Source organism: Streptomyces sp. G45 (assembly GCF_049542095.1).
In the GTDB taxonomy this organism is placed as follows: domain Bacteria; phylum Actinomycetota; class Actinomycetes; order Streptomycetales; family Streptomycetaceae; genus Streptomyces.
Map to the genome: position 1 here is coordinate 13,432 of NZ_JBMUZU010000002.1, position 14,681 is coordinate 28,112.

A 14,681-nucleotide genomic window follows, 5' to 3' on the forward strand; every position below is an offset into this window, starting at 1 on the left:
GTTCCGGGCGGGTTCCAGGGCGAGTTCGCGGGCGATTTCGCGGGCGGGTTCTGGTGTTCGGATCCTATGCGGTGGGGCGGAGGGGGCGCGCCTGGGTGGGGCCGTCCTCGCGGTCGGTGCGGGTGGCCTCTTCGTGGTCCTGGGCCAGGCGGCGCAGCGTGGCGAGGACGGGTTCCAGGAGCACGGTCTGGATCACGGCGTGTTCGGCGGCGGTCAGGGCCGGTGCGGGGGGCGCCTCGCGGTCAAGGTCGATGCGGGCCAGGTCGATGCGGGCCGTGGCGTGGGCGAGCCTGGCGTAGGGCAGCAGCTCCTGGGCGGTCCAGGTGGCGCCCAGGGTGTTCAGGACCTGCTGCGCGGTGGCCAGGGAGCGCAGGTGCGGGCTGTCCGGCGGGGTCGTCCAGCCCGCGGCGTCGCACAGCGCGCGGGCCTCGGTGAGGTACGTGTCCTCCGGTGGCGGGTGTGCGGCCACGGCGGGCGGCACCGTGGAGCGGGCCGCCGCCGCGGCCGAGGGGGTGGTGCCCCTTTCGTCGATGGCGCTGAGCACGTCGGCGGCCTCGGCCACGGAGAGCCCGCCGAGGCAGATCAGTGCGCGCGCCAGGCGCAGGCGCCTCAGGGTGTGTTCGCCGTATTCGGCCTGGGTGGGCGCGGTGCGGTCTCCGGCGGGGAGCAGGCCCTCCCGGATGTAGTACTTGATCGTTGCTACGGGCACTCCGCTGCGTCGGCTCAGTTCGGCCATCCTCACGCGGGCTGCGCCTCCGGTCGGGAACGAGCGGATGGGTCTCGGTCGGGGGGATCGTGAGCGGGTGGATCGTGAGCGGGTGGATTGTGAAGCAGGTGGATCGTGAGCAGGTGGTTGGGGTGGATGCTGTCAGGGGGTGGGGTAAGGGGGCATCTTTCAGGTTGCGGTGTTTTCGGGGGCGCTTTCGGGGATCGGGGCCGCTTTCGGCGAGAGGGAAGGGCAGGAAGGCACGGCGGAAGATGAGGGGGCCCGGGGAGGTGTTCCATCCTCTTTCTCATGATGGGTGCCATGAACGAATCGGTGGGAATATCCGGCTGCCGGGTGTGTGGGAGCGACGTACGCACGTTCATTGACTTCGGGCGGCAGCCCGTGTCGAACGCCTTCGTCGATCCGGCGGACACGGCGGGTGAGGTGTTCTACGACCTCGCGATGGGGCTGTGTTCCGCGTGCTCGATGGTTCAGCAGTTGCACGAGGTGCCGCGGGGCGTCATGTTCCACTCCGGGTATCCGTACCGGTCCTCGGAGTCGCGGTTCGTGCGGGAGCACTTCGAGCGGACCGCGGTGGGGCTCGTGGAGGGGGAACTGGGCCGTCGTGACCCGTTCGTCGTGGAGATCGGCTGCAACGACGGGGTGATGCTGGAGACGCTGCGCAGGAGGGGCGTACGGCACTTGGGCGTCGATCCGTCGGCGGGCGCGGCCGAGGTCGCGCGGCGGCGCGGCATCGACGTGCGCGTGGCGTTCTTCGACGAGGCGTCCGCGGCGGCCATCCGCGACGAGGAGGGGCCCGCCGACCTGATCTTCTCCGCCAACACGATCAGCCATCTCGCGTACTTCGACTCGGTGCTGAAGGGCGTCGACGCGCTGCTCGCTCCCGACGGGGCGTTCGTCTTCGAGGACCGCTACCTGGGGGACATCGTCGAGCGCACCGCGTTCGACCAGATCTACGACGAGCACTACTACCTGCTCACCGCGCGCTCGGTGCGGGCGGCCGCGGTGCGCTTCGGGTTCGAGCTGGTGGACGTGGAGCGCCTGCCGGTGCACGGCGGTTCGCTGCGCTACACCCTGGCCCGGCCCGGCAGCCGGGCAGTGCGCCCGTCCGTCGGGGAGCTGCTGGCCCGCGAGGAGGCGCAGGGCCTGGGGGACATCGCGACGCTGCGGCGGTTCGCCGACGACACCGAGCGGATCTGTACGGACCTGGTGGCGCTGCTGCGGGAGCTGCGCGCGCAGGGGTGCACCGTCGCGGGGTACGGGGCGACGTCGAAGAGCGCCACCGTCCTCAACTACTGCGGCATCGGGCCGGAGTCGGTCGCGTACATCTGCGACTCGACGCGGGTGAAGCAGCACTTGGTGACGCCCGGTTCGCACATTCCGGTGCGGCCGCCCGAGGTGTTCGCCGCCCCGTATCCGCAGTACGCGGTGCTCTTCGCCTGGAACCACGCGGAGGAGATCATGGCGAAGGAGCGGCGGTTCAGCGAGCAGGGCGGCCGGTGGATCCTGTACGTGCCGGACGTCCACGTCGTGTAGGGGGCGGGGGCGTCCGTACGGCAGTCGGCGGGGAGCGGGCCTGGGGTCTCGGCCTGCTCCCCGCCGTGTGTGCGGGCGGGCGTGGGGTGGGGTGGGGGTCAGGTGTGGGCGGGGGTGTTCTGGTAGGCGGCCAGGTGCCAGGTCCCCTGGTCCTTGACGACGGTCCAGGTGGCGCGGATGGCCCGCTCGGGGGCCACCTCGCTCTCGCCGGGGGCGAGGACGCCGCCGCGGGTGATGAGCAGCGCGCAGCTGTCGCTGAGGAACGTGAGGTGGAGGGGGTCGCCGGTCACGCGGGTGCCCTTGAAGGGGCCCGCGAACGACTCGGCCATGAAGGCGCGGATGTCGTCCTGTCCCTTCTTGAACACGCCGGGCAGGATCATCGTTCCGTCCGGGGTGAACACCTGGGCGAAGGCCGCGTCGTCGTGGTCCGCCCAGGCGGCGACGATCCGTCCGGGTACGGCCGCCACCGCCGCCTTGTCCGCGTCGGACGGGCCCGTGGTCGTCGGTGCCATGTCTGCTCCCCTTTTCATGGTCGGATGGTTCGCTTGGTGATTTCTGTGTGTGGTGTCTTCCGGGTTTTGTCTTTCGAGCGTCGCAATGGCTTTGGCTTTCGCGCATCTTCTGAATTGCGGTGAATCCTCCGCATTCTGGGAGATGCGGGGCCGTCGAGCCGCTGGCGACGATGGGGAAATCACCGATGGCACGCCCTCGGCAGAGGGAGGAGAGCGTCTTCATGAAGGCTCTGGTTCTGGCCGGGGGTCGGGTTCCCGATTGCGCCCCCTGAGCAGCTTTATGCCGAAGCAGTTGATTCCCGTCGCGAACAGGCCGGTGCTCGCTTACGTTCTGGAGAACGTGCGGGACCTGGGGGTCACCGATATCGGGATGGTGGTGGGCGACTGGGAGCGGGAGATCCGGCGGGTCGTCGGCGACGGGTCGCGGTTCGGGGCCGCCGTCACGTATCTGCGGCAGGACCGGCCGCGCGGGCTCGCGCACTGCGTGCGGCTTGCGCGGCCCTTTCTGGGGGACGACGACTTCGCGATGTTCCTGGGGGACAATCTGCTGCCGGACGGTGTCGCGGGCATCGCGGACCGGTTCCGGCGGGAGCGGCCCGCCGCCCATGTCGTCGTGCGGAAGGTCGACGATCCGCGGGACTTCGGCGTGGTGGAGGTCGACGCGGCGGGCCGGGTGCGGCGGCTTGTGGAGAAGCCGCGGCGGCCCGCGAGCGATCTCGCCCTGGTGGGGGCCTACTTCTTCACGTCCGCCGTGCACCGGGCAGTGGCCGCCATCGGGCCGAGCGCGCGGGGCGAGCTGGAGATCACCGACGCGGTGCAGTGGCTGCTGAGCCGGGGGGCGGACGTCGGCTGGAGCGAGTACCGCGGGTACTGGAGGGACACCGGCCGCGCCGAGGACCTCCTGGACGCCAACCGGCACCTCCTGGACGGGCTGCGCGACACCCCGGGCGGTGGCGCGGCGGGCGGCGTCGACGAGGTGAGCGTGGTGCGCGGGCCGGTGCGGGTGGGTCCGGGGGCCCGCGTGGTGCGCTCCCGCGTCGAGGGGCCGGTGGTCATCGGGCCCGGCGCCCGGGTCGAGGACAGCTTCGTCGGCCCGTACACGGCCGTGGGGGCGCGCTCCCGGCTGCGTACGGTCGACGTGGCCGACGCGATCATCGTGGACGGCACGCTGCTCCAGGGGCCGTCGTGGGCGCGGGGCGCGCTGTTCGGTCCCGCGGCCGTGCTGCCCGGGGCCCGGCCGTCGGCCGGGGCGGTGCCGGTGGCCGCGGGGGGTGAGGAGCGGGCATGAGGCTGTTGGTGACGGGCGGGGCCGGGTTCATCGGGTCGCACTATGTGCGGACGCTGCTGGGGCGGGGCTACGCGGGGTGGGAGGACTCCCGGGTCACGGTGCTCGACGCGCTGACGTACGCCGGGAACCGGGGCAACATCCCGGCGGCGCATCCGCGCCTTGAGTTCGTGGAGGGGGACGTCTGCGACCGGGCGCTGCTGCGGGAGCTGCTGCCGGGGCACGACGCGGTGGTGCACTTCGCCGCCGAGTCGCACGTCGACCGGTCGCTGGACTCGGCCGACCCGTTCGTGCGCACCAATGTGGGGGGCACGCAGACGCTGCTGAGCAGCTGTCTGGAGGCGGGTGTGGAGCGGGTGGTGCACGTGTCGACGGACGAGGTGTACGGGTCGATCGCCGAGGGGTCGTGGACGGAGGAGTCGCCGCTGCTGCCGAACTCCCCGTACGCGGCGTCGAAGGCGGCATCGGACCTGATGGCGCGGGCCTACCACCGGTCGTTCGGCCTGGATGTGCGGGTCACGCGGTGCACGAACAACTACGGGCCCTTCCAGCATCCGGAGAAGCTCATCCCGCTGTTCATCACGAACCTGCTGGAGGGCCTGGATCTGCCGCTGTACGGCGACGGGCACCACGTGCGGGACTGGCTGCACGTCGACGACCACTGCCGGGCGATCCAGCTGGTCCTGGACCGGGGGCGGCCGGGGCGGGTGTACAACGTGGGCGGCGGCAGCGAGCAGTCGAACCTGGCGGTCACCGAGGAGTTGCTGCGGCTGTGCGGCGGTGACCGGTCGCTGGTGCGTCATGTGGCCGACCGGGCGGGGCACGACCGGCGCTACTCCCTGGACGACTCGCGGATCCGCGAGGAGCTGGGGTACGCGCCGCGCGTGGGCTTCGCCGCCGGTCTGGCCGAGACGGTGGCCTGGTACCACGGGCACGCCGAGTGGTGGAAGGAGGTCAAGTACCGGGCGCGGTGAGGGGCTGGGAACGCCGGTGGGGGTGGCGGACAGAGGACCTGTCCGCCACCCCCACCGGCGTTCCCGTCAGCGTTGACTGACGGGGCGTCACAGTGCTTACAGGTAAAGGGTGTTGGGTTCGAGGCCGCACAGGACGCGGCCGTAGAGTTCGGCGTTGGTGTCGGGGTGCATCAGGGCGTGCAGGGTGACGGCCTGGACGTCGCGCTGGAAGCGCTGGATGGGGACGTCCAGGCGGATGGAGGAGGCGCCGCTCGCGGTGTTGAGGAGGTCGACGGCCTCCTTGGCGAGGCGGCAGACCTCGCCCATGTCGGCGCGGGCCCTGACCCGCTCCGGCAGCGTCCACTCGGTCCCCTCGGCGGCCTTGGTGTCGACCTGCGTGGTGAGGCGGTGGGCGTGGAACTCGGCCTGGTCGACGCGCAGGGCGGCGGCCGCGACCTGGTGGTGCGTCAGGGGGGCCTCGCTCTGGCGCTCGTACGCCGTGTACGTGATCTTGCGTTCGGGCAGTCGGGCGAGGAACGCGTCCAGGGCGCCCTTGGCCATGCCGAGGACGGGGCCCACCGAGGAGGCGGCGGCGACGGGCAGCAGCGGGGCCCGGTAGAGGGCCTGGCCCGCGTTGGCCTCGGAGGCGGACTGGCCGGTGAGGACCGCGCCGAGCGGCAGGACGCGGTGCTGGGGGATGTAGAGGTGCTCGGCGATGGTGCTGACGCTGCCGGTGCCCTTGAGGCCCGCGGTGTGCCAGTCGTCGACGACGGTGAGGTCCGCCATGGGCACCAGGGCCATGACCGGCATGGGGTCACCGCCGCCTCCGGCGAGGACGGCGACGACGATCTGCCAGTGGGCGTGCAGGGCGCCGGTGATGAAGTTCCAGCGGCCGTCGACGACGATGCCGCCGTCGGCGGGGGCGGCGGTCGCGGTGGGGCTGAGGGTGCCGCAGACCCGTACGTCGGGGGTGGCGAAGACCTCCGCCTGGGCGGGGTCGGGGAACAGTCCGGCCATCCAGGTGGGGATCCAGTAGACGGCGGCGGTCCAGGCGGTGGAGCCGTCGGCGCGGCCGAGTTCCGTCGCCACGTCGCACAGGGTGCGGGTGTCGCTCTGGAGGCCGCCGTACTGGGCGGGGGCGCGCATGCGGAAGACCCCGGCGTCGGCGAGGGCCTGGACGGTGTCGTCGTGGATGCGGCGGTTCTCCTCGGACCAGTCGGCGTGCTCGCGCACCGTGGTGGCCAACGCCGAGGCCTTGCTCACTAGTTGTTCCCGTGTGGGAGTCCCTGTCGTCGTCTCAGCCGTCAGCACCGTGTCCTCTTTCTCGCGTGAAGAGATCCGGATGAACCGCTTCGAGCGTGGCACCGGGGCCCGCGCGGGCGCATCTTCAGGATTGCGTCCTGACCGCGTCCCGCCCGGGCCCCCGGGGTGGCCTGGCGCGCGGCGGGGTCAGCGGGGCTCCGCCGACGCGGCGACGGTGTCGGTGTCCGGCGCGTCGGGGGTGCCGGGGCCCTCGTCGGACTGCTCCCCGCCCTGGCCGCTGGGGCGTACGTGGCGCAGCACGGCGACGGACAGCGCGGCGAAGGCGACCATGGCGACGGCGGCCGTGACGGCGACGACGTGCAGCCCGCTGGTGAAGGCGTCGCGGGCGACGGACAGCAGGTCGTCACCGGTGGCGGCGGGCAGCGAGGCCGCGGTGTCGGACGCGGCGGAGATGCTGTCGCGGGCGCTGTCGGCGGCGTCGGCGGGGACGCTGTCGGGGACGTCGGCGTCGTACTGGTGGTGGTAGACGGCCGCGCCGACGCTGCCGAGGACGGCGATGCCCATGGCGATGCCGAACTCGCCGTTGGTCTCGGACATGGCCGCCGCCGAACCGGCCTTCTCGGGCGGGGCGGAGCCGACGACGAGTTCGGTGCTGAGGACGCCCATGGGGCTGGTGCCCGCGAAGGCGACGGCGTAGCCGATGACCACCAGGGCGATGCCGCCGGAGGAGTCGGCCTGGGTGAGCAGCAGCAGCCCGCCGGTGGTGACGAGCAGGCCGAGGGCGATGGCGTAGGCGGGGCGGATGCGGCGCGCCAGGTTGGGGGCGGCCATGTTGCCGACGATGGCCAGCGCGAAGGACGGCACCAGCCACAGGCCCGCCTCCAGCGGCGACAGGCCCGCCACCTGCTGGAGGTGCAGGGAGACGAGCAGGGTGACGCCGCCCATGGTGGCCGAGCACAGCAGGGCCACGCCGAGGGCGGAGCTGAGCGTGCGGTTGCGGAACAGGCCGAGGTCGAGCAGGGGGCTGGTGAGGGTGCGCTGGCGCAGGGCGAACACGACGCCGACGGCGGCACCGGCGACGAGGATCAGCAGGGTGGTGGTGTCGAAGCCGTCGGCGGCGAGCTTCTTGGCGGCGTAGATGACCGGCAGGATCGTGGCGAGCCACAGCAGGACGCTCGGCAGGTCGGTCTTGCCCGCCTCGGGGGCGCGGTACTCGGGCAGCAGCAGGGGGCCGAGGATCAGCAGCAGCACCATGACGGGCACGCCCAGCAGGAACACCGAGCCCCACCAGAAGTGGTCGAGGAGCGCGCCGCCCGCGACGGGGCCGAGGGCCATGCCGCCCATGAAGCAGCTCATCCACACGCCGATGGCCGTGCCGCGCTGCTTGGGGTCCTGGAACATGTTGCCGATCAGCGCCAGCAGCGACGGCATCAGCGTGGCGCCGGAGATGCCGAGGACGGCGCGGGCGGCGATGAGGGTGCCGGGGCTGTCGGCGTAGGCGGCGAGCGCGGAGGCCGCGCCGAAGGCGGCGGCGCCGCACAGCAGCAGCTTGCGGCGGCCGATGCGGTCGCCGAGGTTGCCCCAGGTGATCAGGAACCCGGCGATCATGAAGCCGTAGATGTCCATGATCCACAGCTGTTGGGTGGCGCTGGCGCCGAGGTCCGCGCTGAGGTGCGGCAGGGCCAGGTTGAGCACGCTGACGTCCAGGGACAGCAGGAGTGTGGGCAGGGCCAGCACGGCCAGGCCGATCCACTCCCGCCGTCCCGCCCTGGCGGGCGCCTCGCTGGTCGTGCTCGTATCCGTCGCGTCCATCGCTGAGCCTTCCGTTTTCTGCGTTGGGGGGTGGGCGGTGGCCCGGGGTGGCGCCGGTTGGCCGGAGTGCGGGCGGCGGCCACCGGGGCGGGGATGTCGGGGGCCTTGGGGATGTCGGGGGCCTTGGGGATGTCGGGGGTGGCGCCGGTCGGTCGGGGCGCCGGGGCTGTCGTGGGGGGGCGCCGTGGTCGGGGGTGGCATCGGGCGGCCCGCGGGGGAGTGTGCGACTGCCCGATGCCCCTTCCACCCTGCCCAGCGGCACTTTCGGACCGCTGTCGGACGGCATTCGCCCCGGCTTCGGGGGGCCGCGCGATACCGTGGCCCATGCGTTTCGGTGTGTTGGGTCCCCTGTCGGTACTGACCACGGACCGCCGCGAGGTCCGCGTTCCCGAGCAGAAGATCCGCCTCCTGCTGGCCGATCTCCTGGCGCACGGCGGACGGCCGGTCTCCACCGACCGCCTGGTGCAGGACCTGTGGGGCGACGCGCCGCCGGTCAACCCGGTGGGCGCACTCCAGATCAAGGTCTCCCGGCTGCGGCGCGTCCTGGAGGACGCCGAGCCCGGCGGCCGGGACCTGGTGGTGTCCCTCGCCACCGGCTACGCCCTGAGGACGCCGCCCGACGCGGTGGACGCCGAGCGGTTCGAGGCCCTTGTCCAGCGGGCGGGCGACGCCCCCGAGCCGCGGCGCCGGGCGGCGCTGCTGTGCGAGGCGCTAGGGCTGTGGCGCGGGGCGGCGTTCGCGGACTTCGACGACCAGGCGTTCCTCCAGCCCGCGATCACGCGCCTGGAGGAGCGGCGGCTCTCGGCCTACGAGGACCGGGCCGAGGCCCGCCTGGCGCTGGCCGAGCACCAGGCGCTGACCGGGGAACTCGGGGAACTGGTGGGCCGGTATCCGCTGCGGGAGCGGCTGCGGGCCTCGTACATGCTCGCGCTGTACCGCTCGGGGCGGCAGGCCGAGGCACTGGCCGCCTACGAGGAGCTGCGGCGGCTGCTCGTCGAGGAGATGGGGCTCGACCCGGGCGCCGAACTCGTCGCCCTGCACGGGGCGATCCTGCGGCAGGACCCGGCCCTCCGGCTCGCGCCGGGTCCGGGCGCCGCGCCCGCGACGACCCCGGCGGCGGCCCCGACGACCACCCCGGGGACAACCTGCCCGCCCCGCTCAGCGCGCTGATCGGGCGCGACGAGGCCCTCGCCGAGGTACGGGCCCTGCTGGAGACCCGGCGCCTGGTGACCCTCACCGGGCCCGGCGGCGTCGGCAAGACCCGCCTCGCGCTGGAGACGGCGCGGCGGTGCCGGGACGCCTGCGGGGGTGAGGGGGCCCACGACACTGGCGGTGCTGGTGACGCTCCCGGCGGCTTCGGCGGCTTCGTTGACGGGGTGTGGCTCGTGGAGCTGGCCCCGCTGGCGCCGCCCGGTGTCCCGGTGACGGCAGAGTCGGTGGCGCAGGCCGTGATGGCGGTGCTCGGGGTGCGCGAGGCGGCCGCCGCCGAGCGCGGGCCGGGCCCGGGGCGCGCGAGCCTGGCCGGGCAGCTCGCGGACTACCTGCTGACGAAGCGGATGCTGCTGGTCCTCGACAACTGCGAGCATCTGATCGAGGCCACCGCCGAGTTGGCCGGGGCGCTGCTGCGGGCGGCGCCCGGCCTGCGGATCCTGGCGACGAGCCGGGAGCCGCTTCAGGTGGAGGGCGAGGCGAGGTGGCCGGTGCCGCCCCTTGACCTGCCCGACCCGGTGGACGACGCCCGCCCGGAGGCGCTGCGGTGCTCCAGCGCCGTACGGCTCTTCGTGGCGCGTGTCGGCGACAGCCTGCCCGGCTTCGCGCTGTCCGTGGACAACGCCCCGGCGGTGTCCACGGTCTGCCGCAGGCTCGACGGCCTTCCGCTGGCCCTGGAGCTGGCCGCGACGCGGGTGCGGGCGCTGGGCGTGCGGGGGCTGCTCACGCGGCTCGACGACCGCTTCCGCGTCCTCGCCGTCGGCTACCGGGGGGCCGCGCCGCGTCAGCAGACGCTGCGCGCGATGATCGACTGGAGCTGGGAGCTGCTGACGGAGCCCGAGCGCGTGGTGCTGCGCAGGCTGGCGGTGCACGTCGACGGCTGCACGCTGGAGGCGGCCGAGGCCGTGTGCGGGGACACCGTCGCGGGCCAGGACGTGCTGGGGCTGCTGGCGCGCCTGGTGGACCGCTCGCTGGTGGTGGCCCTGGAGGGTGCCGAGGGGAGCGAGGGTGCTCCGGGGGGTGCGGGGGGCGCGGGGGGCGACGGGCCGCGCTACCGGCTGCTGGAGTCCGTCGCCGAGTACTGCCGCGACCAGCTCGGCCAGGCCCGCGACACGGAGCCGGTGCGGCGCCACCAGGACTACTACCGGGGGCTCGCCGAGCGGGCCGCGCCGCACCTGTACTCCGCGGACCAGCAGCGCTGGCTGCGGCTGCTCGACACCGAGCGCGGCAATCTGAGCGCGGCGCTCGCGGGCGCCATCCGGGACGCGGCCGAGGGCCGGGCGGGCGCCGGGGAGGCGGCGCTGCGGTTCGCCAACTCCCTCGCCTGGTACTGGTTCCTGCGCGGGCGCCTGCGCGAGGGCATGGGGCAGCTGGGCATGGCCCTGGACGCGACGGCCCACGAGGGCGACGCGACGGCCCACGGGGGCGAGGGTCGTGCGGGCGAGGGTCGTGCGGGCGAGGGCCGGGGCGGCGCGGGGGCCGCGGTGAGCGCCGCCCGTGCCGTGGCCATGGCCTGGCACGCCGGGTTCACGGTGCTGTCCGGTGACGTCGCCGACGAGGGGCCGCGGCGGCGTGCGGCGCGGGCGCTGGACCAGGGCGGCGACGAGCCCGCCGACCGGGTCAGGGCCCGCTGGTTCCTGGGGTTCATCGAGTGCGACTTCGGCGACCTCGCGGTCAGCGAGCGGCTGGTCGGCGCGGCGCTGGCCGCGGCCGAGGAACTGGGCGACCGGTGGAGCGTGGCGGCGGCGCTCGGCACGCGCGCCAAGCACGCGATGGTCCGCGGCGACCTGGCGTCGCTGCGGCGCGACGGCGAGCGGAGCATGGCGCTGTTCAAGGACATCGGCGACCGCTGGGGGTACCTCCAGGCGACGGACTCCGTGGGCAACCTCGCGGAGATCGCGGGCCGTTACGAGGAGGCCACCGAGCTGCACTGGAGCGGGCTGCGCACCGCGCGGGAGCTGGGCCTGTGGTCGGAGGTGTCCAGCAGGCTGTCCTGGCTGGGCCGGGTGGCGATGCTCACCGGTGACTACGAGGAGGCCAGGGAGCTGCACGAGCGGGCCATCCGGCTGGCCAGGGAGCACAGCTTCAAACCCGGGGAGATCTTCGGCGAGATGGGGCTCGGCATCGCCGCCCGCAAGGCGGGCAAGCTCGACGTGGCCGAGACGCACCTGCGGCGGGTGCTGGACTGGATGCCGCGGGAGCGCTCGGGCCGGGGCAACACGCTGCCGCTGGCGCTGATCCTGCCCGAGCTGGGGTTCGTCGCCGAGCAGCGCGGCGACACCGGGGCGGCGCTGGCCCTGCACTTGGAGGGCCTGGCCGTGGCCCGGCAGCTGGCGGGCGACCCCCGGGGCGTGGTGATCGCCCTGGAGGGCCTCGCGGGGGCGCACGCGCAGCTGGGACGGCCCCGGTGTGCGGCGCGGCTGCTCGGTGCGGCGGACGGCGTCCGGGAGTCGGCCCGCGCCCCGCTGGCACCGGCGGAGCGCGGGGACGTGGAGCGGGTCACCGCGCGGGTCCGCGCGGCCATCGGCGAGGAGGCGTACACGGAGGCGTGCGCCGAGGGCCGCCGGGCCGACCTGGACGAGCTGGTGTCGGGGGCCAGGGAGTCGCTGCCTCAGGCGTGAGGGGCCGCCGGGGACCGGGCCTGCGTTCAGGGGCTCCGGCGCCGCCGTCCGGCGCTGCCCCGGCGCCGTGTCGCGGGGCTCGTCAGGCGGTGCCCCGGCACTCCCCACCGCCGCCGTGAACTCCCGTACGACGGTGTGGGCTTCGGCGTCGGTGAGGGCCTGGTGCAGGGGCAGCAGCAGCGTGGTGTCGCTGGCCTCGTCGGTGCCGGGGAGGTCGGCGGGCGCTTCGTAGAGGGGGACGTGGTGCAGCGGCACGTAGCGGAAGGTGGTGTAGACGCCGCGCTCCAGGAGGGTCTTGGCGACGCGGTCGCGGATGTTCCCGGCGAGCTGGACCCAGTAGAAGTAGTGGGTGCTGACGTGTCCCGGGGGCGGCGCGGGCGGCAGCCGCACGCCGTCGACCCCGGCGAGGTGGGTGTCGTACAGCGCGGTGAGCGCGGCGCGGCGGGCGACGAAGCCGGGGAGGCGGCCCAGTTGGACCTCGCCGATGGCGGCGGTCATGTCGTTGCCGATGAGGCGCCGCCCGGGGCGCTCCACGTCCAGGCCCCACCACTGGTCGGCGCCCTGGGCGGCGGTGGTGAAGGCACTGCGGTCGCCGAGGCCGTGGTAGGCCAGGCGGTGGGCGGCGCGGGCGAGTTCGGGGTCGCGTACGTGGATCATGCCGCCGTCGCCGGTGGTGATGATCTTGCGGGAGTCGAAGCTCCACACGGCGAAGTCCCCGAAGGTGCCGCACATGCGGCCGTCGACGCTGGAGGCGACCGAGCAGGCGGCGTCCTCGATCAGCGCGACGCCGCGGTCGCGGCACAGCTCGGCGATCGCGGCGATGTCCCCGGGCAGGCCCCCGTAGTGCAGCACCATCACGGCCTTGGTGCGGTCGGTCAGGGCGCGGGCGACGTCGGTGGCGGTGGGGTTGAGGGTGCGCGGGTCGACGTCGCAGAAGACGGGGCGGGCGCCGCTGGCGACGACGGCGTTGCCGTTGGCGACGAAGCTCGCCGACGGCAGGACGACCTCGTCGCCCGGCCCGAGCCCGAGCAGCTCCATGGTCAGGAAGAGGCCGGACGTCGCGGAGTTGATGAACAGCAGGTGCTCGGGGTCCACGCCGAGGTGGTCGGCGAAGCGCCGCTCGAAGCGGGCGCAGCGCGGGCCGTGGCCCAGCCAGTTGTCGGCGAACACCTCGCGGATCGCGTCGAGTTCGGCGTCGCCGACGCTCGGCTGGGACACGTTGATCATCGGTTGCTCCCACGGTGGGCGGCGGTAGGCGGCGGGGATCGCTTTACCGCGGTAAAGCGATGGAGGCGGTGACGGCGGTGATGGCGGTGACGGCGGTACGCGGGTCAGGGGCGGTGCTGGGCGGTGAGCTTCTCCAGGACGGGGACGGTGTCGTGGGGCTCGGCATCGCCTGGTGCTCCGCGCGCAGGCGGGCGGCGCCCTCGCGGAACGACGGCTCGGTGAGGACACGGCTGATCCGGGCGCGCATGGCGTCCGCTGAGGGGGACCCGATGTCCAGGACGAGGCCCGCGCCGTGGTCGAGGACGTGGCGTACGGAGACGGGGGACGCGGCATGCTTGGTGGCGCCCATGCCGTCGTCCGCCTCGACCGCGTGGACGTCCGCCTCGGGGGTGTCGGTGATCAGCTGCGGCACGTCGTGGGCGGCGGCGGCCGAGTAGGTGGCGAGGCCGCCGTGGTGGATGAGGGCGGCGCACGTCGGCACGAGCTGGTCCAGGGGCAGGTAGTCGACGGCGCGGACGTTGTCGGGCAGCCGGGGCACGGCGGCGAGCTGCTTGGCGTTGAGGGTGGCGACGACCTCGACGTCGAGGGTCGACACGGCGTCCAGGAGCGCGGGCACGTGGTCCCAGCCGCCTTCCAGGTACGTGCGCCAGGACAGGCCGAGCGACAGGCCCACCCGGGGCCGGTCCGGCAGCGGGTACAGCCAGTCGGGCATCACGGTCTGGCCGGAGAACGGCACCCAGCGGACGCGGACCGTGGGGGTGCTGACGGGGATGCTCATCGCCTCGGGCAGGGTGCTGACGGTCCACTGGCCGCGGATCAGCTCGTCGTCGAGGCGCTGGCCGTAGCGTGCGGCGACGGGGCCGAGGGTCTGGGTCAGGGGGTCGTCGGCGGACGTCTGGGGCGCGGCGGCGGACCCCTGGGGCGCGGCGGCGGTGGCGGCGCGTTCGGCGAGCCGGTCGACGGACCAGCCCCACCAGTCCGGTGCCGTGATGAGCCGGGCCTGTGCCGCCCCGCAGACGCGGGCCGCGACGGCCGCGCCGGGGAAGCAGGGGTCCCACAGGACCAGGTCGGGGCGCCAGTCGCGGGCGAAGGCGACGAGGGCGTCCATGGCCGGGCGCGGCTCGTCCGGCGACGCCCCCAGCGGGTGGAAGTCCCACATGGCCGGGAGCATGAACTGGCTGAAGGTGTCCCAGAGTTCACGGTCGGCGGCGTCGAGCCGCAGCTCCTCGGTGACGGCCGCCACCCGCGCGCGCTCGGCGGTGTAGGCCCGCCCCGGCCCCAGGGGCACGGGCATGTCGTCCGGGTCGCCGAGGGGTACGGCGGTGAGTCCGGCGGCGGCGATGCTCTCGCTGATCTCCGGATGGGCGGCTATGCGGACGTCGTGGCCCGCGCTCCGGAGCGCCCAGGCGAGGGGCACCACCGGGTACAGGTGCGAGGGGTTGGGCCAGACGGTGAAGAGAACGCGCATCGGGGGCCTTTCTGGTCCGGCTCGGGGAGCAGCAGCGTCGGTGGCGGTGGCGTCGGAACGGGCGGTTC

General features: G+C 74.1%; 10 protein-coding genes and 1 pseudogene. 5 read left to right on the top strand and 6 right to left on the bottom strand.

The window, feature by feature from the left end; translation table 11 throughout:
• Window positions 1–64: 64 nt before the first annotated feature.
• The gene (locus tag ACOBQU_RS38980) at window positions 65–736 is read right to left on the bottom strand and encodes a MerR family transcriptional regulator (RefSeq protein ID WP_423635591.1); all 672 of its coding nucleotides are present in this window, start codon (window positions 734–736) and stop codon (window positions 65–67) included.
• A gap of 291 nt (window positions 737–1,027) precedes the next feature.
• On the opposite strand from ACOBQU_RS38980, the gene ACOBQU_RS38985 reads away from it, so the two are divergent.
• On the top strand, window positions 1,028–2,263 hold the full coding sequence (locus ACOBQU_RS38985; RefSeq protein ID WP_423635101.1) for a methyltransferase domain-containing protein: 1,236 nt from the start codon (window positions 1,028–1,030) through the stop codon (window positions 2,261–2,263).
• A 98-nt stretch (window positions 2,264–2,361) separates the two neighbouring features.
• Here the strand turns inward: ACOBQU_RS38985 and ACOBQU_RS38990 are convergent, their stop codons facing one another.
• Entirely contained in the window at window positions 2,362–2,775 is a 414-nt protein-coding gene (locus tag ACOBQU_RS38990; RefSeq protein WP_423635103.1) for an SgcJ/EcaC family oxidoreductase, read from the bottom strand.
• 280 nt (window positions 2,776–3,055) lie between these two features.
• Here ACOBQU_RS38990 and ACOBQU_RS38995 point away from each other — a divergent pair, with 280 nt between their 5' ends.
• On the top strand, window positions 3,056–4,063 hold the full coding sequence (locus ACOBQU_RS38995; RefSeq protein ID WP_423635105.1) for a glucose-1-phosphate thymidylyltransferase: 1,008 nt from the start codon (window positions 3,056–3,058) through the stop codon (window positions 4,061–4,063).
• A complete protein-coding gene (gene rfbB / locus ACOBQU_RS39000) occupies window positions 4,060–5,034 on the top strand; it encodes a dTDP-glucose 4,6-dehydratase (RefSeq protein WP_423635107.1) in 975 nt (324 codons plus the stop codon). The genes ACOBQU_RS38995 and rfbB overlap by 4 nt, the downstream gene beginning before the upstream one ends.
• A gap of 96 nt (window positions 5,035–5,130) precedes the next feature.
• On the opposite strand, the gene ACOBQU_RS39005 is transcribed toward rfbB, so the two are convergent.
• Window positions 5,131–6,324 (bottom strand): acyl-CoA dehydrogenase family protein, encoded by a 1,194-nt coding sequence (locus ACOBQU_RS39005; RefSeq protein ID WP_423635109.1) that lies wholly within the window; start codon window positions 6,322–6,324, stop codon window positions 5,131–5,133.
• A gap of 138 nt (window positions 6,325–6,462) precedes the next feature.
• Entirely contained in the window at window positions 6,463–8,088 is a 1,626-nt protein-coding gene (locus tag ACOBQU_RS39010; RefSeq protein WP_423635111.1) for an MFS transporter, read from the bottom strand.
• 324 nt (window positions 8,089–8,412) lie between these two features.
• Here ACOBQU_RS39010 and ACOBQU_RS39015 point away from each other — a divergent pair, with 324 nt between their 5' ends.
• Together ACOBQU_RS39015 and ACOBQU_RS39020 are read left to right on the top strand one after the other, a co-directional pair.
• Complete coding sequence (locus tag ACOBQU_RS39015; RefSeq protein ID WP_423635113.1) at window positions 8,413–9,258, top strand: AfsR/SARP family transcriptional regulator; 846 nt, start codon at window positions 8,413–8,415, stop codon at window positions 9,256–9,258.
• A gap of 56 nt (window positions 9,259–9,314) precedes the next feature.
• Complete coding sequence (locus ACOBQU_RS39020) at window positions 9,315–11,918, top strand: ATP-binding protein (protein WP_423635115.1); 2,604 nt, start codon at window positions 9,315–9,317, stop codon at window positions 11,916–11,918.
• A 180-nt stretch (window positions 11,919–12,098) separates the two neighbouring features.
• Here the strand turns inward: ACOBQU_RS39020 and ACOBQU_RS39025 are convergent.
• Window positions 12,099–13,145 (bottom strand): annotated as a pseudogene (locus tag ACOBQU_RS39025) (DegT/DnrJ/EryC1/StrS family aminotransferase); the annotation flags it as partial.
• 43 nt (window positions 13,146–13,188) lie between these two features.
• Window positions 13,189–14,613, bottom strand: a complete 1,425-nt coding sequence (locus tag ACOBQU_RS39030; protein ID WP_423635117.1) for a nucleotide disphospho-sugar-binding domain-containing protein — start codon at window positions 14,611–14,613, stop codon at window positions 13,189–13,191.
• Window positions 14,614–14,681: the final 68 nt, after the last annotated feature.